The 22,346-nt window shown below is 39.9% G+C and carries 21 protein-coding genes and 3 tRNA genes; 4 read left to right on the forward strand and 20 right to left on the reverse strand.

Features of this window, described 5'->3' with window-relative positions:
- Positions 1 to 180: 180 nt before the first annotated feature.
- From srtB to BU200_RS06515, 19 genes are all read right to left on the reverse strand, one after another.
- Complete coding sequence (gene srtB, locus BU200_RS06425; protein ID WP_075099393.1) at positions 181 to 1,020, reverse strand: class B sortase, LPKTxAVK-specific; 840 nt, start codon at positions 1,018 to 1,020, stop codon at positions 181 to 183.
- 67 nt (positions 1,021 to 1,087) lie between these two features.
- A complete protein-coding gene (locus BU200_RS06430; RefSeq protein ID WP_075099394.1) occupies positions 1,088 to 1,903 on the reverse strand; it encodes a hypothetical protein in 816 nt (271 codons plus the stop codon).
- Positions 1,904 to 2,235: 332 nt separating this feature from the next.
- Complete coding sequence (ftsH, locus tag BU200_RS06435; RefSeq protein ID WP_075099395.1) at positions 2,236 to 4,212, reverse strand: ATP-dependent zinc metalloprotease FtsH; 1,977 nt, start codon at positions 4,210 to 4,212, stop codon at positions 2,236 to 2,238.
- Between the two features lie 21 nt (positions 4,213 to 4,233).
- Positions 4,234 to 4,776, reverse strand: a complete 543-nt coding sequence (gene hpt / locus BU200_RS06440) for a hypoxanthine phosphoribosyltransferase (RefSeq protein ID WP_075099396.1) — start codon at positions 4,774 to 4,776, stop codon at positions 4,234 to 4,236.
- A 7-nt stretch (positions 4,777 to 4,783) separates the two neighbouring features.
- Complete coding sequence (gene tilS / locus BU200_RS06445; RefSeq protein ID WP_075099397.1) at positions 4,784 to 6,052, reverse strand: tRNA lysidine(34) synthetase TilS; 1,269 nt, start codon at positions 6,050 to 6,052, stop codon at positions 4,784 to 4,786.
- Positions 6,052 to 7,332: a serine hydrolase gene (locus BU200_RS06450; protein ID WP_075099398.1), complete on the reverse strand. Its 1,281-nt coding sequence runs from the start codon at positions 7,330 to 7,332 to the stop codon at positions 6,052 to 6,054. Before BU200_RS06450 ends, tilS begins: the two co-directional genes overlap by 1 nt.
- Before the next feature lie 12 nt (positions 7,333 to 7,344).
- Positions 7,345 to 7,464, reverse strand: coding sequence for an SP_0009 family protein (locus BU200_RS06455; protein WP_075099399.1), 120 nt, complete (start codon positions 7,462 to 7,464; stop codon positions 7,345 to 7,347).
- Complete coding sequence (locus BU200_RS06460; protein WP_075099400.1) at positions 7,461 to 7,832, reverse strand: FtsB family cell division protein; 372 nt, start codon at positions 7,830 to 7,832, stop codon at positions 7,461 to 7,463. The genes BU200_RS06455 and BU200_RS06460 overlap by 4 nt, the downstream gene beginning before the upstream one ends.
- A complete protein-coding gene (locus tag BU200_RS06465) occupies positions 7,819 to 8,091 on the reverse strand; it encodes an RNA-binding S4 domain-containing protein (protein ID WP_075099401.1) in 273 nt (90 codons plus the stop codon). Before BU200_RS06465 ends, BU200_RS06460 begins: the two co-directional genes overlap by 14 nt.
- 116 nt (positions 8,092 to 8,207) lie before the next feature.
- Positions 8,208 to 11,705 carry a transcription-repair coupling factor gene (mfd, locus tag BU200_RS06470; protein ID WP_075099402.1) on the reverse strand — a complete coding sequence of 1,166 codons (3,498 nt, stop codon included), beginning with the start codon at positions 11,703 to 11,705 and terminating at the stop codon, positions 8,208 to 8,210.
- Between the two features lies 1 nt (position 11,706).
- A complete protein-coding gene (pth, locus tag BU200_RS06475) occupies positions 11,707 to 12,276 on the reverse strand; it encodes an aminoacyl-tRNA hydrolase (protein ID WP_075099403.1) in 570 nt (189 codons plus the stop codon).
- 69 nt (positions 12,277 to 12,345) lie between these two features.
- A complete protein-coding gene (gene ychF / locus BU200_RS06480) occupies positions 12,346 to 13,461 on the reverse strand; it encodes a redox-regulated ATPase YchF (RefSeq protein WP_075099404.1) in 1,116 nt (371 codons plus the stop codon).
- Between the two features lie 75 nt (positions 13,462 to 13,536).
- Positions 13,537 to 13,887 carry a helix-turn-helix domain-containing protein gene (locus BU200_RS06485; protein WP_075099419.1) on the reverse strand — a complete coding sequence of 117 codons (351 nt, stop codon included), beginning with the start codon at positions 13,885 to 13,887 and terminating at the stop codon, positions 13,537 to 13,539.
- A gap of 107 nt (positions 13,888 to 13,994) precedes the next feature.
- Positions 13,995 to 14,204: a DUF951 domain-containing protein gene (locus BU200_RS06490; protein WP_075099405.1), complete on the reverse strand. Its 210-nt coding sequence runs from the start codon at positions 14,202 to 14,204 to the stop codon at positions 13,995 to 13,997.
- A gap of 2 nt (positions 14,205 to 14,206) precedes the next feature.
- Positions 14,207 to 15,121 (reverse strand): diacylglycerol/lipid kinase family protein, encoded by a 915-nt coding sequence (locus tag BU200_RS06495; RefSeq protein ID WP_158015115.1) that lies wholly within the window; start codon positions 15,119 to 15,121, stop codon positions 14,207 to 14,209.
- Positions 15,122 to 15,296: 175 nt separating this feature from the next.
- Positions 15,297 to 16,433, reverse strand: coding sequence for a DNA polymerase III subunit beta (dnaN, locus tag BU200_RS06500; protein ID WP_075099407.1), 1,137 nt, complete (start codon positions 16,431 to 16,433; stop codon positions 15,297 to 15,299).
- Between the two features lie 148 nt (positions 16,434 to 16,581).
- A complete protein-coding gene (gene dnaA / locus BU200_RS06505; RefSeq protein ID WP_075099408.1) occupies positions 16,582 to 17,937 on the reverse strand; it encodes a chromosomal replication initiator protein DnaA in 1,356 nt (451 codons plus the stop codon).
- A gap of 201 nt (positions 17,938 to 18,138) precedes the next feature.
- Complete coding sequence (locus tag BU200_RS06510; RefSeq protein WP_075099409.1) at positions 18,139 to 18,903, reverse strand: ParB/RepB/Spo0J family partition protein; 765 nt, start codon at positions 18,901 to 18,903, stop codon at positions 18,139 to 18,141.
- Positions 18,904 to 18,958: 55 nt separating this feature from the next.
- Positions 18,959 to 20,158: a S1C family serine protease gene (locus tag BU200_RS06515; protein WP_089503556.1), complete on the reverse strand. Its 1,200-nt coding sequence runs from the start codon at positions 20,156 to 20,158 to the stop codon at positions 18,959 to 18,961.
- A gap of 173 nt (positions 20,159 to 20,331) precedes the next feature.
- Here BU200_RS06515 and rlmH point away from each other — a divergent pair, with 173 nt between their 5' ends.
- On the forward strand, positions 20,332 to 20,811 hold the full coding sequence (gene rlmH / locus BU200_RS06520) for a 23S rRNA (pseudouridine(1915)-N(3))-methyltransferase RlmH (protein ID WP_075099411.1): 480 nt from the start codon (positions 20,332 to 20,334) through the stop codon (positions 20,809 to 20,811).
- A 24-nt stretch (positions 20,812 to 20,835) separates the two neighbouring features.
- Positions 20,836 to 21,507, forward strand: a complete 672-nt coding sequence (locus BU200_RS06525) for a YoaK family protein (protein WP_075099412.1) — start codon at positions 20,836 to 20,838, stop codon at positions 21,505 to 21,507.
- A gap of 13 nt (positions 21,508 to 21,520) precedes the next feature.
- Here BU200_RS06525 and BU200_RS06530 read toward each other — a convergent pair.
- Positions 21,521 to 21,594, reverse strand: a tRNA-Arg gene (locus tag BU200_RS06530).
- 114 nt (positions 21,595 to 21,708) lie between these two features.
- Here BU200_RS06530 and BU200_RS06535 point away from each other — a divergent pair.
- Both BU200_RS06535 and BU200_RS06540 read left to right on the forward strand, forming a co-directional pair.
- Positions 21,709 to 21,780, forward strand: a tRNA-Glu gene (locus BU200_RS06535).
- Positions 21,781 to 21,785: 5 nt separating this feature from the next.
- A tRNA-Asn gene (locus BU200_RS06540) sits at positions 21,786 to 21,859 on the forward strand.
- The last annotated feature ends 487 nt before the right edge of the window (positions 21,860 to 22,346 follow it).

Below are 22,346 nucleotides of genomic sequence, written 5' to 3' on the forward strand. Positions count from 1 at the left end.
CTGCACGTTTGGTTCGTCTTCTTTAATTTTCAAAGGTCTTGTCCGCTCTCTCAAGCGACAACTATATCAGTATATCACCTCAACTAATCTTTGTCAATAACTTTTTCAACTTTTTTTGAAATTTTTTAATTTTTTCTTTCTTTTTTCAACGGCTGTAAAATGGTTGCATGATTGGGATGATTATCTAGTAGCGACATATCCCAAATCATTGCCGTGATTTGCTAAAAACTCTATCAATTCTTTATCGGGAATTTGACGAAGATAGAGGTTTGAACGAATCGTCTCATCCTCTTCTCGACAAGTAGATAAGACCAAGTATCTATCGTCAGCGTTAATCTTTATCGTACTATTTCTAGTCGCTGCATCCTTTGAGACTGCTTCCAACTGTGCTTTAAATTCATCATTACTTGCAAATTTCGTTCTATAAAAGGCGGTATTTTCTGGGACAATGATTAAAAATGCTGCTTCATAGTAATATTTACGTTCAGGTGTCTCAATAACGACATAAGGATGAGTATCAAAATAATGTTGGTCATCGTAAAAATTCACATCATTAAACATACGATTATCTGGAACCTGACTACCTCGTGCATGCCCAAACAACCAAGTCAGTTGATCTTGGAAATCTTTTCTATTATCAGTATCCATGAAAACAGTCCCCATGTATGGTTCATGATTGCCATCAAAGGTTTTATCTAAGTAAGTCGCATTATCTGTCGTCTGCACAACTGGTTCATCTAATTTCGTTCCTGGCGCATATACGTAGGCAATTGTCTCCGCATTAACTTCCAAAAATGGAGCAAAACGCTGTGTCAGATATTCTTTTTCTTCTATTGATACTTGATAAGGAGCAGCAGTTGATGATGTCTGACGAATGCTTGAACTAATGCTTGGACTAACCTGTCGACTTTCCTCTTGCCTATTGAAGAATGTGAGTGTAAAAAATACTGCAAGCAGAGCAACAAATAGGCTTGCTCCTATTCCTATCCATTTTTTGGTTTGAGCGCTTTTCTTTCTCATGATACCTTTCCTCCATAAAAATACACTAGAGCCAAGCGACTCTAGTGATACTTTTTCGCTTTCGCGATTACTTTACAGCACTTGTTTTTGGTAATGTTTTTTCTCCCTTAGCTGTATCTACAACTTTTACAGATTTAGGAGCACTTGTTCCTTTATCTGAAGCAGTTCCAGTTGAGTTTTGCGTATTAGAAGAATTTTCTTCAGCTTTTTTAGGTGCTTCAACCTCAGCGGCAGCATTAGGGTCATTTGCACGGAAGGTATTGTAGAGTGCTTCTACTTTTGCAAATTGTGCTTCATATGCAGCGCGAGCATCATTGTAGGCAGCTGTTGCATTAGCAACATTAGCTTCTTCAGTTGCAACACTAGCTTTTGCAGCTTCTACTGCTTCAGTAGCTGCTACTGCAGCATTAAAGGCAGCTTCAGCAGCAATTTCTGCTGGATTAAATGTAGCTTCTACAAGTTCTACACGAGCTGATGCCACTTCTCCAGTAAATACTACTGGTGTTCCATTGTAAGTAAAAGAAGGTCCGCCTGTAGCAGAAGTTGCAATTGCCATTGCATTCGCACGTTCTGCACGAACAGTATCAAGTGCGTTTTTAGCAGCATCAACTTTCGCTTGATAGTCAGCTTGCGCAGCAACCAATGCAGCTTGTGCACGTTCAAGTGAAATTTCTGCTCCTACTTTATTTTGACCTGCTTGAGTAAAATGATTTTCAAGGACTTGAAGTTCACCAAGAGCAGCAGCATATTCTTTTGAACCCACTTTACCTGCATTTGCCACACCTTGTGTAACATTATCATAAGCAGATACGGTTGTTGCCAAAGGTGCAACTGCACCCAAAAGTGCTACACCAGCTAATGTCGTATATAAAACTTTCTTCATTGTTCTATATCTCCTTTATAATATTCTTTATTGATTTTTGCAAGCTTCCCTGCATGTAATCATTATAACCCCCCCCCGATTTATTTTGTCAAGTACTTTTTACACTTTTTTAAAATTTTATTTTTTAACTATAATTTCATGATATATGTTGCTTTAATTTTCAATAGGTGGAAAGAAAAAAGGTCCGAACAAAAGTGTCCGACCTCCTTACATATTACAATTTGATGCAACTATCAATCAGTCAAGAAAGTGACCATTGATCGCTGAACCTAGAAATGAGGAAGTAAGGACAATCAAGACTTTGAAATCTTGACTAGTCCCCATTTCATTTCCTATTTATCATCTTGCATTTTTTCTTTTATTTCATCGTATGAAAGCGGATGGACATCATCTTCATCATGGTGTTCAGAATCTGTTGGCATTTGACCCGTCTCATAGAGTGATTTGATTTGAACGCTGTCCAATGTTTCATATTTCAACAGGGCTTCTGCAATCAGTTTATGCGTTTCGCGATTTGATTGGATGATTTCAGCCGCTCTATCACGCGCCTCATTCAATAAATTGCGAACTTCATTATCCAATTCATAAGCAGTTTGCTCTGAAATATGTTTTTGAGTAGTATAGCCACCAAACATTGCATGATTTCCTTCATACTGCATTGGTCCCATCTTGTCACTCATTCCATATTCCGCAACCATCGCCCGTGCCATCTGAGTTGCTTGTTCAAAGTCATTGGCTGCTCCAGTCGTTTGAGCATTGAAAATAATTTCTTCTGCCACGCGACCACCCATAAGTCCTGCCAACTGCTCTTTCATATCTTCCTTAGATAGAAGCATTTGATCTTCTTTTGGCAAAGCAATCATATAGCCACCTGCACGACCACGAGGAACAATGGTTACTTTATGAACCTCACGTGCATTTGAAAGAACAAGTCCTACGATAGTATGCCCTGCTTCATGATAGGCCACCATTTCCCGTTCACGTTTTGAAATCTGACGATCCTTCTTAGACGGACCCGCAATGACACGATCTTCTGCTTCATCAATATCAGAAGCATCAATCGCCGCTTTGTTCTGACGAGCTGCCACAAGAGCTGCTTCATTCAAGACATTTTCTAGATCCGCACCAACAAAGCCTGGTGTTTGCTGCGCAACTAATTTCAAATCAACATCATCCGCCAACGGTTTGTTTTTAGCATGAACTTTCAAAATAGCTTCGCGACCTTTTACATCTGGTCGGCCAACTAAGACTTTGCGGTCAAAACGTCCTGGACGAAGAAGGGCTGGGTCTAAGACATCACTACGGTTGGTTGCTGCAATCACGATAATTCCTTCATTTCCAGCAAAACCGTCCATTTCAATCAAAAGTTGGTTAAGAGTTTGCTCGCGTTCATCATTTCCGCCACCCATGCCGACACCACGCTGGCGACCAACAGCATCAATTTCATCAATAAAGATAATGGCTGGGGCTGCTTTTTTAGCATCTTCAAAGAGTGAACGAACCCGACTAGCACCGACCCCAACAAACATTTCTACAAAGTCAGAACCAGAGATACTAAAGAATGGGACTCCTGCTTCTCCAGCAACAGCTTTTGCAAGAAGCGTTTTACCTGTTCCCGGAGGCCCCTCAAGAAGTACACCAGCGGGGATGCGCGCCCCTAATTTAGTGAAGCGTTTTGGATCTTTCAAAAATTCAACAACTTCTACTAATTCTTGCTTTTCCTCCTCTGCGCCAGCTACATCAGAAAAACGAACTTTCACATTGCTCTTTTCCAATGCCTTTGCCTTGTTGCGACCAAAGTTCATGGCACCTCGTGCACCACCTCCACCTTGGTTCATCATCATGATAAAGAAAATACCAAAGAGAATCAAGGGGAAAATATTAATGAAAATGGTTAGCCATAAGCTATTGGAACTTTCTGGCTTTACCGTTACTTTTACATCATGTTCCTTAGCCAATGTCTGTAAATCCTCTATTGCTGCATCAGCAGGCAACATGGTAGAGGTAAATTTTTGATAGCTCGTCTTATCAGAAATTTGGAACAACTTAATGGATTCTGCAACCTTGCTTTCTGCAACTTTTGGATTTTTATAGGTTCCTGAAATTTCAACGACACTACCATTTGGTTGATAGGTAACATCTGTCACGTTACCGTCTTTCAATTCTGTCACAACTTGTGAATAGCTAATCTCATGAGTTGAAACTTGACTACCTGCTTTAAAAAATTGATAAGCTGTAACTAAAGTAGCAATAATTAAAATAAGGAGAAAAGGATTTCGGATAAATCCTTTATTGTTTTGATTATTCATAAATAATATAGTAACCTTTTTCTAATTTGAATAAACTTCCTCTTTCAATACTCCTACATAAGGAATATTGCGGTAATTTTCATCATAATCTAGACCAAATCCTACAACAAATTCATTAGGAATGGTAAAGCAAGTATAGTCTGATTCAATCTCTACTACACGACCTTCTGGTTTATCAAGGAGGGTAGCAATTTTAATAGAAGCTGCTTGGCGTAAAGCAAATAATTCCTTCAATTTTTTCAACGTACGCCCTGTGTCAATAATATCTTCGATAAGGAGGACATCACGACCTGCAACGTCTGTATCCAAGTCCTTGATAATTTTGACGGTACCACTACTTTCAGTACCCCCATGGTAGCTAGATACAACCATAAAGTCCATTTCGATATAAGTGTCGATATGTTTTACAAGTTCTGCCATAAAAGGAATAGAACCTTTTAAAATACCGACCAATAAAGGGTTTTTCCCAGCATAATCTTCTGTTAAAATCTTCCCTAATTCCTTGCTTTTTGCAACAATTTCTTCTTCTGAAATAAGGACCTTTTTGATATCTTTTTCCAACATGCTCCATTCACGCTTTCATTTTTATATATAATGTAGCTTTGATTATATCATTTTTTATTGATTTACTCAAATCACTGGCAACCATATTCGCAATTCCATAAATTTTTCCAGCCTGTTCAATCACAACAGCCTCATCTCTCAATATTTGAGGGATTTTTTGATCAATAAAATACCGCCGTATCTTCTTATTGACTGAATGAAGTAAGATGCTGTCGCCAGCCTTTCTCCTCCGCAGGATAATCGGCTGCTTCGCTTGAAGATAGAGAACCTGATCTGGTTGATCCAGTGGTACATTTAATGAAAAAATGAATTGACCATATTGAAAAGCGTCTTCTGATTCTATCACGTATTGCTCTTCTTGCCTATCCGTCTTAGGTTGTATTTTTGTAATAGCAAAAGTCTGATAATCTTTTATAAGGTAGTAGCCTTCTTTTAAATAGTGTTGATAATTGGCCTTGGTTTCAAGAATCCCCAGTATCTGTTGAAATTGCTCCCGTGTCAGATGCAGTTCTGGAAATTCTTCCAGATACTGTTGCAACAAAAAATACCGAACAGCAGCTGTCTGTGCTTGAAATTCAGACAGATTCTGTATGTCAATATGGCTGGTCAATTCCCTAAAAGCCTGATGAAGATAGTCTGACTCTTTTCCCAGATGTAATAAGGCAGATACCAATTGGGGATTTTCATTAGTGAGTAAAGGAAGATAGTCATTGCGGATACGATTTCTAAAATAAGCTGGAGAATCATTGCTTTCATCTTCAAAGTGAGTTATATCCATCAGTTCATTCTTCCGAAAAGATAGGAGGGGACGGATCAATTCTCCTCTTGCAAAGGGTTGAACAGGCTTCATTCCTACCAAGTGGGCTAAGCGACTTCCTCGAATCAAACGCATCAAAATCGTTTCTGCCTGATCATCAGCATGATGAGCTGTGACCAAGGCCGTATACTGGTGCTTCTCCATCACTTCTGCAAAAAAATGATACCGCATCCTACGAGCTGCTTCTTCAGAAAATCTTCCTTTAAAATAAGAAACATAGCAAGGAAGTCCCCGTTTATGCGTCCATTCTTTGATGTAGGCTTCTTCTACAAGCGCTTCTTGTCGCTGCTGATGATTGACATGAGCAACACCAATTCGGATGCCGAGGATATCTTGATAGTGATAGAGGAGATGCAGTAGATTCATCGAATCTTTCCCACCAGAAACTGCGATAAGAACTGCCTCATGCTTATCAAAAAAGTGACTTTTTTGTGCCACTTTTAAAAATTTTTCTTCCATTATTTTAAAATTCCATATACGTCATTTGCAATCTGTGAAATATCGTCATAGGTCTTATGATCTGTAAAGATCGACAGAACAAACGGTTCTTTGGCATAGACAATAGCCACATCATGCTTGAAATCATAGGCGTCACCAATTTTGTGGGCAACCTTGACATCTATATCCCTTGCAATCCGCTGGTCATCAAAATTGGTAGCAGAAAGGCTTTCTAGCACATAGCCATCTTGACGATAGATCGCCTCCATCATCAAACCTGCCATTTCAGCAGAAGCCATGCGCGATACCATATCCCACTTTCGCCCCACAATTCTGGTTGTTTCTTGGTAGAACTGCTTGTCGAACTTATCAGCTGCGTAATAGCCGAGGAGATTGCTTGCCACATTATCTGATTCCTTAGCCGTATGATTGATTAAATCATCAATTCTATACTTCTGATTGTCTGGTGTCTTATCAAGAGAACCACTTCCCTCAGGTTCGTAGGCCCCGTCAAAATCCTCTGTTTCTTTGACGTACTTTACACTATCTGTCAAGCTAATATTCTTATGATTGATATTTTCCTGAACGTAGTATAATGTAGGAAGTTTCGTCACACTCGCTGCATACATCATGTTCTCTTGGTTGACACCTGCTGTCTCTCCCGTTAACAACTTCTTGACATAGACAGCTATATCCTTTGATTGGTATTTTGCCATCAATAAATCCTGAACAGCTTCGATACGGTTATCCGATTCAGATAAATCATTGAGATTAACCCAAGCTCCAGAATCAATTTTCGCAAAAAAACCGAGAGGAGTTTCAGCAACTTCTGATACTGTTACTTCTTGGTAAGGCTTGAGATCCAATCTTAATTTCTTGGCTTGATTAGCGATCGGACTGCTGTATAGAGTAACATTTTTCTTGAGCCAAGCCTTTTTTGAAACGTCTTGACGTGTCAGGATAATATCATCATAGATACGCGTCTGATCTGCTATTACATATCCCTTATCCTGTAATTGGAAGACCAATTGATTCTGACTATTGACATCAACAGCAATGATCGAAAAGGATTGATTTGGCTTGATTTTTTTGAAAGGAGTTGTCAATTCTTTGTCAAGGTAACTGTCAACTTCTTCATAAACATTCGGATTAGAAGGAAGGGTTTTAAAATCTGTACTATACTCTTTATAATTCAACTGATAGTTCATTTGATCCGACAGTTCAAATGGAATTTCTGTACTTCCAACCGGTGCAGCTGCCAAGAACACTGGACTAATCAGACATAATAAGTATTTTTTCATGTTCCCTCCTTCCTACTCGTGTCTATCTTTACTTTCTAATTTTAAGGCTTGATTCTTTTCAGCCAGTTCTTCCAATTTTTCATCAGAATAGGCTAAAAATTTTTCTACAATTTCTACAATAGTTTCTGTCATCGTGGTAATAATCCTGGGATATTATAAATAAATTCCCCATCCTTTGAATATTGAAGTTTCGCTCGAATATACTTGGTTACATATTCTTCATCTTCTAGTTTTTTTACCAAGGAAGATTCAATTCTTTGCTGCTTTTCCAACTCTTTGTACTCGGCCTGCAAATCGCTCAATTGCTGCTCTCGTTTTTGTAGGTTTTGGTAACTGTCAACCAAATTATAGGTTGGTAAGACAAATAGAAAGACAACCAAAATTAAGATGGAACCCATAAAGCGATTTTTCTGCTTTTTCTCCTGACGGTAAGCCTGACTTTTTTGCAATTCTTCCTGGATGTATTGGTTATTGATTTGGAGAACGTTAGATTTTTTCATCTGCTTCAATCCTTGTTTCGCTGATAATCTCATACATGCTGAGCGCATCTTCTTTTTTGGTACTATCTTTCATTTCAAGCACTTTGACAATCAGCAACTTGTTTCCAAACCGAATTTCAATCTGGTCATTTTCTTTTAAGTCCGTTGATGATTTGGCTAAAATACCATTTACCTTGATTCTTCCCTTATCCGCTACTTCTTTTGCAACGGTACGACGCTTGATAATTCGGGACACTTTTAAATACTTATCTAGTCTCATGTTTTTACCTCGTTTTTCTATTGTATCACTTTTTGCTGGGTTTTAAAACTGTATAGTCGTTTGAATGACTTTGGTATGGTCCTTTCACTCCCTACGTCTCAGTCTCCTGCATCAAACTAATCTATTCGATTCCGTCCTTTTATTTCAACCATTTTTTCAGCGAAATGAAAAAGTTCTTCGATGATTTCATAGTCTTTTTTCTGGCTAGTAGTGAACATCACTTCTACCTGTCCCTTGTTTTCCGAAATACTCGCTTTCAAAGCTGTCGCAGATAGGGCTTCAAAGTAATCCTGCATCAGAAAGATTTGACCAGATATTTCTTCAAAACTGACCATCACTTGATTTCGTTTGCGCTCCACCTTTTTAACAAATACGTTATCAAAATAGGATTTCAACAGCCCAATTTCAAGAAGATAGGCAACCTCATCTGGGTATTCCCCAAATCGATCCATTAACTCATTTTGCAATTCTTCATAATCTGTGCGATTGTCAATCTGCTTGATGCGTTTATAAATCTCAATTTTTTGACGCTGATCATCAATATAGTCGCTCGGCAAATAGGCATTGATAGCTAGATTGATTTCTGCATTGCTTTTATCGCGTTTAGCCTGTTTACCCTGTTTTTCAAGAATGGCAGCTTCCAATAGTTTAGAATAGAGTTCATAGCCGACAGAATCGATAAAGCCACTCTGGGCTGCGCCTAAAATATTCCCTGCTCCTCGGATGGATAAGTCCTGCATAGCAATTTTAAAGCCAGACCCCAGCTCTGTGAATCCCTTAATCGCTTCAAGACGCTTTTCAGCAACCTCTGTCAGACTCTTGTCTGGCTGGTACATCAGGTAGGCATAAGCAATCCGATTGGAACGACCGACACGCCCTCTTAGTTGATAGAGGGTTGACAAGCCCATACGGTCTGCTTTTTCAATAAAGAGGGTATTGGCATTTGGAATATCGACCCCTGTTTCAATAATCGTCGTCGTCACTAATACGTCGTATTCACCTTCAATAAAGGCTAACAGCGTATTTTCCAATTGAATTTCCGACATCTGACCATGGGCATAGCCAATCTCTGCTTCTGGTACTAATTCACGTAATTCAGAAACTTTTTGTTCAATAGTGTCAACCTTATTGTAAAGATAGTAAACCTGTCCACCCCTATCCATTTCCCGCAAGATTGCATCGCGGATAATCGACGGATTAACTTCTAACACATAGGTCTGAACAGGATAACGATTGGTCGGTGGTGTTTCAATGATTGACAAATCACGAATGCCTAGCATGGACATTTGTAGGGTTCTTGGAATAGGCGTTGCTGTCAAGGTTAGTACATCTATTTTCGTTTTTAATTCTTTCAAGCGCTCCTTATGCTTGACACCAAATCGTTGCTCCTCATCAATGACTAACAGACCTAAGTCGGCAAATTCGACATCTTTTGAGAGCAGGCGATGAGTTCCGATAATAATATCCACCTGACCTTTTTTTAGTTTTTCAAGTGTCATTTCTTGCTCAACCTTGGTCTTGAAGCGACTCATGACATCAACATTGACAGGAAATTCTGCAAAACGACTTTGGAAATTGGCAAAATGCTGCTGTGCCAAGACAGTTGTCGGAACTAGGATTGCAACTTGCTTGCCGTCATTGACTGCCTTAAAAGCAGCACGCATAGCAACCTCCGTCTTACCAAAGCCAACATCTCCTACCAGCAAACGATCCATTGGCGAAGCCTTTTCCATATCCTTTTTAACTTCCTGAATAGAGCGGAGCTGGTCTTCTGTTTCCACATAGGCAAAATGCTGATCAAAGTCTGCTTGATTTTTATCATCAGGTGAAAAGGCAAACCCTTTTAATTGACTACGCTCGGCATAGAGACGAATCAAATCATCTGCAATATCTTCGACCTGCTTCGCGACCTTTTTCTTGGTTCGTTGGAAACGACCATCGTTTAAGTTACTGAGTTTAGGCCTTTTACCATCTGACGCTAGATACTTGGATAGCACATCAATTTGCTCTACCGGCAAAGAGATGCGGTCATGATTTTGATATTGAATGCTCAAATAATCACGATGGATACCTGATACTTCGATCGTTTCAATCCCCAGATACTGACCAATACCATGGATAGAATGAACCACATAATCCCCGACAGCCAGCTCACTATAATCTTTTAAGCGCTCGGCATTTGAACTATTTCTTCGGCGAACTTTTCGCTTAATCCTTTTATGGAAAATCTCATGCTCTGTGATCAGGGCAATCTTTTCATCTAGGAAATGAAAACCTGTTGATAGTTGACCTAGTGTCACCTGCTGTTGACCGATTTGTAGCTGATGAGCTTGAACAACTGGTAAGTCTCTCCCATACTCCTGTAACGTTTTCTGTAAACGTTGTAAAGAAGATTCTGATTCTGCCTGAATGATGACTGTATACTGGGACTTGGCATAGTGCCTCAATTCGTCCTGTAATAAGGGAAGCTGATTAAAAAATTCCTGCATAGAATGCTGATTAAATTGGTACAGCTCATCAAATTTCAGATTACCTAATCCCTTTTGAAAGACTGAAAAATAGGTGGCAGGTTTGTAAGCTCTAAAGGATTGATAGACCGAAGCAAAGTAATTCAAGCTTGACAATGATTTAGCATTCTGTAAATCCTGTGTCAATAGTTCAGCACATTCCTTATCAAAACGTGCATGAGCGTCAACTACCTTATGGAAGTCATCAAAAAATATAGGCACACCAGCAGGCAGATAATCCAATAAGGTCCATTCTTTTTCATAAAAATAGGAAAGAAATTTCCGAATATCTGGATGACGGTAGGACTGTCTGACATCCGAGAGAACTTCTTCGATATAGGAAATCTGTTCCGATTCTTGTAATTTCTGTAAACTATCTGTCAACTTCTTTTCAGCGCGTAAAAAGTCGTCCGAAAATACCAGCATCTCTGAAGCCGGTCGGATCAAGACACTATCTACATTTTCAATGGAGAGTTGACTTTCCATATCAAACTGGCGAATACTGTCAATCTCATCTCCAAAAAATTCGAGGCGATAAGGAGAGCCGCTAGTCATTTCAACAATGTCCAGAATATCTCCACGTTGACTAAATTCGCCTGCATTTAAAACACGAGAAACCTTTTTATAGCCGATTTGCTGCAAGAACTTTACAAGTTTGTCAACTTCGATTTCTTCCCCAACTGCAAGCTCTATCATCGCTTTCTGGTAGGACTTTGGACTCGGTAGCAAGACCCGACAAGCTGCCATACTAGCTATGACAATGCCTGTTTTCTCCTTGTCTATCAGAAAATTGAGACTCTCTAAACGGGACTGGGTACGGTCATTTGAAGCAAAGAGAAATTCTGCAACAGGATTATCATCTGTAAAAAAGTTGTAAACATGATCACTGCCCAAGATATTAGCGAGTTCCTGACTTAGTTTTTCAGCTTCATTCTGTGTCGGTGTAACAATCAGATACTTTTCATCTAAACTATCAAAGGCAGATGCCATGACAAGTGCCTTCATAGTCCCAGAAAGTCCCATGATCAGTTGACGAGCAGATTTGGTTAAGCTAGTCTGCCATCTATCAATTTGCTTATTACGATTGATTAATTCAAGAATATTCATCCTAGTTATTATACTTTCTCATTATCTTTTCGGCGTCATTTTCCTGTAAATAAACCTTGACAAAGTCGTCAAGTTTTTCCAAGGTCAATTCAATCTCAATACGATCTTCTTTATCAAAATGAGACAAGACATGCTGAACAACCGTCATCCCATTCTTTGGTCGACCAATTCCAATTTTTATGCGTTCAAATTCCTGACTACCAAGATGTTTGATGATACTTTTAATACCATTGTGACCACCTGCTGATCCTTTCTGACGGAAACGCACCTTCCCGACCGCCATATCCAAATCATCATAAATAACGACCAGATCTTCCTTGGTAAGTCCATAGTAAGTCAGGAGGGCACGGACAGCCTTTCCTGATTCATTCATAAAAGTCGTGGGTTTGACCAGATAGATTTTTTCACTATTGATAAAGGTTGTCGCAATATCTGCTTGAAAAATCTTATCATGGCTAAAGGATAGATTTTCTTTTTTGGCAATTCGATCGATAAACATAAACCCAACATTGTGCTTGGTCTCCTCATAGCGATCTCCAGGATTCCCCAAGCCTACAATCAATTTTGTCATGACATCTCCTTCAAAACACTAAAACGGCTGGAAAATTGTCTCCAACCTTTTTATTATTCTCAACACGCTTTATACATTAAAGCGGAACTCCATAATATCGCCGTCTTGGACGATATACTCTTTTCCTTCCTCACGCAGACGCCCTGCTTCCTTGACAGCTTTTTCGCTGCCGTAGGTCATCAAGTCATCATAAGACATGGTCACAGCACGAATAAAGCCTTTTTCAAAGTCTGAGTGGATAATTCCAGCCGCCTGTGGTGCCTTGATACCGCGTTTAAAGGTCCAAGCTCGCACCTCTTTTTCACCGGCAGTAAAGTAGGTGCCTAAGCCGAGTAAGTGATAGGCTGCCCGTGTCAGCTGATCAACACCTGACTCTGTCAAACCCATTGCTTCTAAAAATTCAGCCTTATCTGCTTCGTCTAATTCAGAAATTTCTTCTTCGGCACGCGCTGAAATGACGACGACTTCTGCATTTTCTGTCGCTGCAAACTCACGGATTTGCTGTACATAGTCAATACTATCTGGATCTGCGACTTCATCTTCGCTGACATTTGCCACGTAAAGAACTGGTTTTGTTGTAAGGAGAAAGAGGCCTTTTACAACTTTTTGTTCTTCTTCTGTAAAGTCAATCGTACGAGCAGATTTTCCATCTTCTAAGACAGGTTTGATTTTCTGCAAGACAGTAAATTCTGCAACTGAATCCTTATCTTTTTGAGTGCGAGCCATTTTTTCAACACGGGCATAACGTTTGTTAACACTCTCCAAGTCAGCCAAAATCAATTCTAAGTTAATCGTTTCAATATCAGCCATTGGGTCAACAAAAGCTGACTCACGTCCTTGTTCCCGCATCACATTTTCATCATCAAAGGCACGGACAACATGGACAATCGCGTCTACTTCACGGATATTGGCCAAAAATTTATTTCCAAGCCCTTCCCCTTTAGAAGCTCCCTTGACAATTCCTGCAATATCTGTAAATTCAAAGGTTGTTGGAACTGTTTTTTTAGGGGTAATCAACTCCGTTAATTTTTGCAAACGCTCATCCGGTACTTCCACCATTCCCACATTGGGATCAATCGTTGCAAAAGGGTAGTTTGCCGCCTCTGCTCCTGCTTTTGTAATCGCATTAAATAGGGTTGATTTTCCAACGTTTGGCAAGCCAACGATACCTGCTGTTAAAGCCATCTCTTATTCTCCATTCAAATTTCAATCACACCTATTATAGCAGAAAAGTAAAAAAAAAGCTTGTTCATAACAAGCCTATTTAAAAATGTCTACAAGACCTTTGATAAACCATAATAAAAATCCTCCGATAGGAAAAAGTAACCACCAATAATATACTAAGAGCTGCCAAACAGCTGTTCTCTCGTCTTTATCATTATCTGCCTTTATAAAGACTACTTTTTCAGTTTCTTTCCCCAGCAGCAACTTATCTAGACTAACGTCCAGAACTTCTGCCAACCTCACCAAATTTTCCAGATCCGGTGTAGCATCTTCATTTTCCCATTTTGAGATAGACTGGCGGGAAATAAACAGTTGCTCCGCCAAGGCATCTTGAGAGAGATTTTTGGCAACACGTATGGCTCTAAGTTGTGTCGAAAATTGTGACATCATTTCACATCCTTCTCTTTTTTCTTGATGATACTCTCTTTGACCAACAAAAACCAGCACTTCTAGGCGCAACTAAGGGTTGCAGAAAGGCTCAAAATACCGTAAAATTAAGCTTTTTCTGGTTGCGAGATAATCTTTTTCAGTTTATAGTCAAAATCATGGCGCCCCATCATAACCAGATGATTGCAATTGGTGCAGCGGATTTTAATATCTGCCCCTAGGCGCAGGACTTCCCAGGCATTTGCCTTTTTACCGGTTGATTTGATGACACAAGCATGAGGTTTTTTCATCTCTACGATACTTCCTAATTCGTACATCATTATTCCTTTCCAAGATAGTAATAGCGGGTTTGACAGGTAATCGCTACTTCTGTAATTGTCTGTAATTCTCCATCTACCTGAGCAACCGTTTCATGTGGCAAGCGCAGACAAACTCTCTCTGCTGTCACATGATGTAGCACTGAAGACCTCTTATGGCGTTTCAAGATCAAGTCTAACAATGCCGTAATACGCTGGCTCATAGAAATCGCTGATACATACACCAGATCCATTTGAGGCTTAGTGATATGAGCTTCTGGCCAAATCATAATCCCACCACCAAAATAGGTATTGTTGGCAATGGAGAGGAAAAAGAGATGCTCCAGTTCCCTTGTCTGATCATTGGTTTTGACAAGGGCTGATAGCTGTGAGGCATTCACTAGCCCAAAAATCCCAAAGAAAATATAGGTGAGCTTACCGATTTTTAACCGATTGAACCATCTTTTAACAGCAGATTTTTCTGAATGTGCAATGACACGCGCTGGGTAGCCAATATCAAGACTATTGACCACCACGCCATCTGGGACTTCCAATACACAAATTGGCACAGGTGCTGTCTCCAATAAGTGCTCCATGACCTGTCTCCAGTCTTTAACCCCCGTAGCACGCGCAAAATCATTTCCTGAACCGGTTGGATAATAGGCAAAAGGAATCTCTCGCGGCCAAACGGATAACACCTTAGACAAGGTGCCATCACCACCTAAAATCAAAAATCTGTCAGAATTTTCCTGAAAGACAGACAAAATCTCTTTTACTTGCCTGTATTCATCATCTCTCCTTTGCGTCAGATAACTTTCTATCCGCACTTGTGGATAAGTCTTCTGAATGTCTTTAATGATTGCGAAAGCCTGCCCGTTTCCCGCTAGTGGATTCGCTAAGATGTATACAATCATATCCCTATCCTTAATCATTTTCATGGTCACCCTAGTATAACATAAAAGGGTATGGGACAAAAGCCTAATACTCATACTCTATAAAAATCAACAATAGCCTAGGAAGTGAATACAAAGGTAGAACTACTCCCAAAAGACAATTAAGAGGCTAGGACTTTTTGGTCCCAGCCTCTGTTTCATTTCTAATACTCTATAAAAACTAATTTGTACGAACAGGTGTAATCAATTGGATAAAGTCGATCTCGTCCGTATTTGGCACAAGAGTAAATGGACGAACGGGTGAAATAAAGCTGAGTTTAATTTGCTCACTATTGGTTGCTTTTAAAGCATCAATGAGGTAGGTTGGATTAAAGCTAATGATCAAGTCTTCCCCGACCACTTCAAGTGTATCCAATTCTTCATTGACCCGACCAACTTCTGGTGAGTGAACATGGGCAGATATTTGCCCGCCTGTAATTTCTAATTTTACTGTACCGTTTTGGGTCGCATTTGAGAGCAAACGAGCCCGCTCCATAGCTTGACGTAATTTTGCTGTATCAAAAACAGCTCTTGTATTAAATTCAGTTGGGATGAGACGATCCGTATCCGGATAGGTTCCTTCCAGTAAGCGAGTGTAGAAGCTAATATGCTCACTTCTAAAGAGCATTTGGTTATTCGAGAAGAATACCTCTACTGTTTCAATGTCATCAGTAAAAACAGTGACAAATTCACGGAGCGAACGGCTCGGGATCACCACGCTAAAGTTATCCCCAGATTTATCCAAGGTTAATTTCCGTTGGCTCATGCGGTGAGAGTCTGTCGCGACAGTTTTTAAATATTTATTTTCTGTTAGGACAAAGTGAACACCGGTCAAGATTGGACGACTTTCCTGGGTCGAAGCAGCAAAGGCTGTTTCGTTAATGGTCTCTTTCAAGACGCTCGTTTTTAGAATAAGGGGTTCAGTAGTGGAAACTTCTTGCAGGCGAGGATATTGTTCTGCTTCTTTTCCTTTCAAGGTAATTTCTGATTTACCACTGGTTAAAACGATTTGTTGTTGCTCGATTTCACGGACATCCAAGACAATATCTGGCAGGCTTGAAACAACGTTAATAAAGAAAGATGCCTCTAATAAGATAGATCCTGGTGAGGAAATCAACAAGCCAGCATTTTCGTCTTGAATAGAGATAAAGTTTTCAATCGAAATTTGACCGTTTGAACCTGTTAGGGTGATTCCTTCAGTAGAGACTTCCATTTTTACAGTAGACAAAATAGGAATGGCATTCTTACTACTGATAGCTCGCTTGGTAATGGTCAGAGCTTGTAAAAATACGGTTTTATTAATTGAAAATTGAATCATGGATTCTCCTTTATTTATAGATTATAAGATTAGTAGTAATAGTAGGTTCTGTGTATTCTGTGGAAAATAGGCTGACACCTTGTATTTCCTAGATTTATTCCATGTGAATAGCCTGTGGAAAACTGTGGATTTTTTGCCCAAGTTATCCTCAACGCCGAATATTATTTTTAATGGTGGTCAGTTCGATTTCGAGATTTTCATCATCTGCCAACATATTTTTAATTTTATTATGCGCGTGCATGACTGTTGTATGATCGCGATTGCCAAATTCTTTTCCGATCTTGGGCAGAGAGTTATCGGTCATCTCACGTGCAAGGTACATGGCAACCTGTCTAGCATGGACAATATGTTGAACACGTTTTGCCCCCTTGATTTCCTTGAGGCTGACCCCGTAAAATGTCCCCACTTCATGCTGAATGGTCTCAATCGCAATAACTGTATTGACAGGGCTGGTCTGTTTTCGAGCCCGAATCGCTTCTGCTGCGACGTCAACCGTAATTTCAGTCAGATTCTTAACACTAGCTAGTAGATGAATATCTTTTAAGGCCCCCTCTAGGTCACGGACATTGGAATCAAATTGGCCTGCCAGATAAGAGAGTGTGTCGTCTGTAAAATCATAAGGATACTCTTCACATTTATTGCGCAAAATGGCGATCCGCGTTTCTAAATCCGGCGGTGTAATATCCGTTGTTAGTCCCCATTTAAAGCGCGTGACGATCCGCTCTTCCAGATTATCCAGATAGTCCGGATTGCGGTCACTGGTTAAGACAATCTGCTTGTTTTTATCGTGAAGGGCATTAAAGGTATGGAAAAATTCTTCTTGGGTAGATGCCTTATTTCGTAGAAATTGAATGTCATCAATGAGCAGAAAATCTAAATTCCGATAGATTTCTTTGAATTGCTCCATCTTATTTAAGCGAAGATGCTCTAGGAAATCATTGATGAAGGTTTCTGTTGAAACATACTTGATACGGGCATTTGGATTATTTTCTAACGCCTTATTTCCAATGGCATTTAGGAGATGCGTTTTTCCTAAACCAGGCCCTCCATAGATAAAGAGAGGATTATAGAAAATGCCGGGATTATCAGCTACTCCTAAAGCCCCTGCCTTTGCCATCTGATTATTGATTCCTTGGACAAAATTCGCAAAAGTATACTGGGATTTGATATCTGGATGAGGCGAGTGGTGCTCTTCTTGCTGGCGGACAGTCTGTATCTGGTGTTCTGGCTCACTGATGGTCATTCTTTCAGGAGCGTTAGTGGTAAATTGATAGTCAATTGAAATCTGGCTATCGAAAATTTCAAACCCTGCGGTGATGAGAATATCTTTTAGATTTTGATCCCAAAAGAGCTGTTTATAAGGGCTGTCTAAGAATATCTGTGCTCGATTTGAGGAGATATCTAGTAATTGGGTACTTTCGACATAAAAATCATAAGCCCCTTGGTTAAGCTTGGCTTTGGCTAGCTGAAGAACACGGCTCCAAAATTCTTGCTTCTTCTCCACTATTTCTCCTCTCTATTGATTTAAGTTGTTCTATTAGTGTATCATAAAAGGAGAAAGTTTTCCACAAGTTTGTTATTTTTCCACATTGTTCATATCAGTTTTCCACAAGTTGTGAATAAGATAAGGAAAGTCTCGTATTTCTAGCAGATTAGAGACGTTTTTCATGTGAGTAATCCTGTTTATAGAATAATCTCTTCCACACTAGTTTATAATGGTGTGGATAATTCGTTCAAATTCTTCGGCGTTTTTAAATGAGATGTTGAGACTGCCACTGCCATTTTTTTTCTGTTGAATGTGGACACTTGTTCCTAGGAGTTGGCTGATGTTTTCTTCTGTCTCTTTGACAAAGATATTTTTACTAGGCTGCTGACTTTTGGTTTTCTTGCTTGCTAGGGTAGCTTCTAGGGCACGGACACTCATCTCTTTTTCTAGAACGGTCCGAAGCCATTGCTCCTGTTCTTTTGCTTCATAAGGAATCAGTAGTCTAGCATGCCCTTGGGATAGTTTCCCCTCCCTAACGGCTTGCATCACAGGATCAGACAGTTGTAGTAAGCGCAGAATATTGGTGATATAAGGGCGTGATTTGCCCATGATTTGTGCAATTTCATCATGTGTTAAGCCTTTTTCAATCAAGCGTTGATAGGAGCTTGCTTCTTCAATCGGATTCAGATCAGAGCGTTGCAGATTTTCAATAATGGCTTGAGAAAGCAGGTCGTCATCAGAGAGGTCTTTGACGACCACAGGAACGGTCGCCAGTCCTGCTAATTGACTAGCTCGTAGTCTACGTTCTCCTGCTAGCAATTCGTAGCCGATAATGGCTGATTTTCGGACGATTAAGGGCTGAATTAGACCATTTTCTCTGATAGATTGTGCCAGCTCTTCTAACTTTTCTGGGTCAAAATGAACTCGTGGCTGATAGGGATTTGGGCTGATGTCAGTAATTGCAATATAACGTAGTTCTTCCATACGTCCATCTTAGCAAAAAAAGACTCACTTTACAATGATGTAAAGTGAGTGATGCTTAGTTTGTGAGATCTTCTGTTGACTTGGTTAATTTGATGTCAACTGTTTTTTCTTTCCCTTGACGAGAATAGGTAATAGAAATGGTATCCCCAACAGTATGTTTGTAAAGGGCACTTTGTAAATCACTGATGGTTTCTACTGTCTCACCATCCACTTTAGTGATGACATCATATTGTTCTAATTGACCATCTGCTGGTAAGCCTTTTTGGGTAGAAAGAACCACGATACCGGATTTCAAGCTATCTTCTTCAATGCCTGCTTTTTGTCGTTGTGTAGTAGAAAGATTGCTTAAATTCGCCATTTTAATGCCCAGTGCTGGACGGATGACCTTTCCATTTTTCTCTAGTTGATTGATGATGTTGACTGCATCATTTGCGGGAATCGCAAATCCCATTCCTTCTACGGCAACACCAGCTTCCGAATTGGAGCTAGAAGTAATCTTACTAGAGGTAATCCCAATGACCTGTCCTTGAATATTGATCAGTGGTCCACCCGAATTTCCAGGGTTGATCGCTGTATCGGTCTGAATGGCATTGGTAGAGATTGTCTGACCATCTTCTGATTTTGAAGTGACTGTACGGCTGAGACTAGAGACGATTCCTTGAGTGACCGTATTGGCATAGATGCTGCCGAGCGGGCTACCGATAGCAATCGCTGTTTCTCCGACTTTAATCTTGTCAGAATCTGCAAATTCAGCAACGTTTTTGACCTTATCAGCTGCGATTTTAATCACCGCAATATCGGCATAGGTATCTGAACCAATCAACTCCCCTTCTACTTTTTCACCGGAAGCCAATTGAATATCAATTTTTTCAGCTCCTGCAATTACGTGGGTATTGGTGACGAGATAGGCGAATTGGTCTGTTTTCTTGTAAATAACTCCAGAACCTTCTCCTGCTACGGCTAAATCATCTGAACTGCCACTTTCTTCTAAAATGGAACGATAGCCGTTATCGCGTGGTTTTTGATAATTGATCACAGAGACCACTGCATTTTGTACTTTTTCAACAGCTGATGTTGTTGAATTTTCATTATTGTACTGTACCTTGCTAACAGTTGTCTGTTCATTTTCTTTTTTGGTTTCAACAGCTTGGATTGGCTGCTTATTCGTCTGAAGTAAGGGTGCGGCAAGTGTTCCCGCCAAGCCTCCGACAAATCCAATTGACAATAAAAGTACCACTTTTAAGACTTTTTTCATACGGATTATCCTTTCGAATTTTGGGTTTATCATACCCTTATTTTCTTAATTATAACTTAAAACTAGAAAAAAGCAATCACAGGTTGTGGATAACTTTATTCGATCATCTTAGGATTCATGATTTAAGGGACATTTCCCGATTGCATTTGAACTGAATATGGTACAATAACAATATGAAAATAAAAATCGTAACAGTTGGAAAATTAAAAGAAAAATACCTGAAAGATGGGATTGCTGAATACGTCAAACGCTTGAATCGGTTTGCAAAAATCGACCTGATCGAATTAGCCGATGAAAAAACACCCGATAAGGCCAGTTCCGCTGAAAATGATGCTATTTTAAAAAAAGAGGCGGAACGGATTTTATCAAAAATAACTGAACGTGAATATGTGATTGTCCTAGCCATTGAAGGGCGACAATTTGCTTCAGAAGATTTTAGTCAGTTACTGGCAGACACTATGGTCAAGGGTTATTCAGACATTAGCTTTGTGATCGGTGGTAGTTTGGGCTTGCACGAAACAGTCAAAAAACGGGCTAATGTATCCATGAGTTTTGGACTTCTCACCCTCCCTCACCAATTGATGCGCCTCGTCTTGGTTGAGCAGATCTATCGCGCTTTTATGATTCAGCAAGGAAGTCCTTATCATAAATAGTTTCACGTGAAACCTAGGAGTTATATGTCAACAAATAAGCAATATCAAGTATTTGAAGGATTACGAATTGCAGTCGCCCTAACCTTTGTTAGTGGCTATTTGAATGCTTTTACCTACGTTACTCAGGGAGGGCGATTTGCAGGTGTTCAATCAGGAAATATCATCATGTTATCCTACTATCTAGCAAAAGGTGATATATTCCAAGTGGTTCGTTTCCTAAACCCTATTTTTTTCTTTGTAGTCGGACAATTTGTTGTCTACCTTATCAAGCAAGGCTTGAAAAAAGATAAGTGGTTATGGCATTTTGCTAGCAGTTTGCTGATGACTGTGTTAATCATCCTTGCAGTGGTGATTTCGCCTGTTGTAGGTCCTTTTTTTATCGTGGCTATTCTAGCTTTTGTCGCTTCTGTCCAGATCGGCACCTTTCAAAAATTACGAGGAGCTCCCTATGCGAATGTGATGATGACAGGAAACCTAAAAAATGCAGCCTATCTCTGGTTTAAGGGATGGATGGAGCATGATGATTCCCTTCGTAAAAGAGGTCAGGAGACGATGATAATTTTGGGAAGTTTTAGCCTTGGAGTAATCCTGTCAACACTTCTTTCCCTACGCTTTTCCGAGTATGCGCTTGCCTATGTTCTGATTCCGGTTTTATATGTCAATTATGAATTATGGAGAGAAAAAAGCCTAGCATAGAAGCTAGGCTTAATGATTCCAGCAGGATTCGAACCTGCGACCGTTCGCTTAGAAGGCGAATGCTCTATCCAGCTGAGCTATGGAACCGCTCAATAACCATTTCATTGTAACGTAAACAAGACGGAATGTCAAGATATAGAAAAAAGTAAAAAAGAGCTTGACAAAGGACAAGGTCTATATTATACTAGATAGTGCTTGAATGGTCCGTTGGTCAAGGGGTTAAGACACCGCCTTTTCACGGCGGTAACACGGGTTCGAATCCCGTACGGACTATTTTATCCGCCATAGCTCAGTTGGTAGTAGCGCATGACTGTTAATCATGATGTCGTAGGTTCGAGTCCTACTGGCGGAGTAGAAATCATTCCCTATTGCCTAGGGGATTTTTTTATTTTGTCATGTAAAAAGGCTCTACCATCTTTGAAGATGATAGAGCCTTAGTCTTGATGCAACTGAATTCGAGCTAAGCACGGTGTGTTAGAACAAGTAAGATACGAGGACGTCAAAAAAGCGACTGAAAATTAGGAATGTTTATCTATTTTCCGAGCTTTTAGTCCGAGTTCAATTTCAAGATACAAAGCCCGTTAAAAACTCAAAGCGCACTCAAGAGTATCCGTATCTGTAACTAGTTAACACTGGAACAGCTATGTCTCTTTTTCGCACAGAGTTTAGCCCGTGTTCAGTTACATAAGATACAAAGGGCGTTAAAAAAGCGATCGAAAAATAGGAGACTGACGCAGAACTTTTAGATGAGAGTTTGCTCTGCAAACCTCTATTTCCACCTCCAAAGGTATACTATACCTTTGGAGCAAGGAAGGCTATACCTAAAGGTAGCCACAGCT

This window comes from Streptococcus acidominimus, assembly GCF_001921825.1.
Taxonomy (GTDB): Bacteria; Bacillota; Bacilli; order Lactobacillales; family Streptococcaceae; genus Streptococcus; species Streptococcus acidominimus.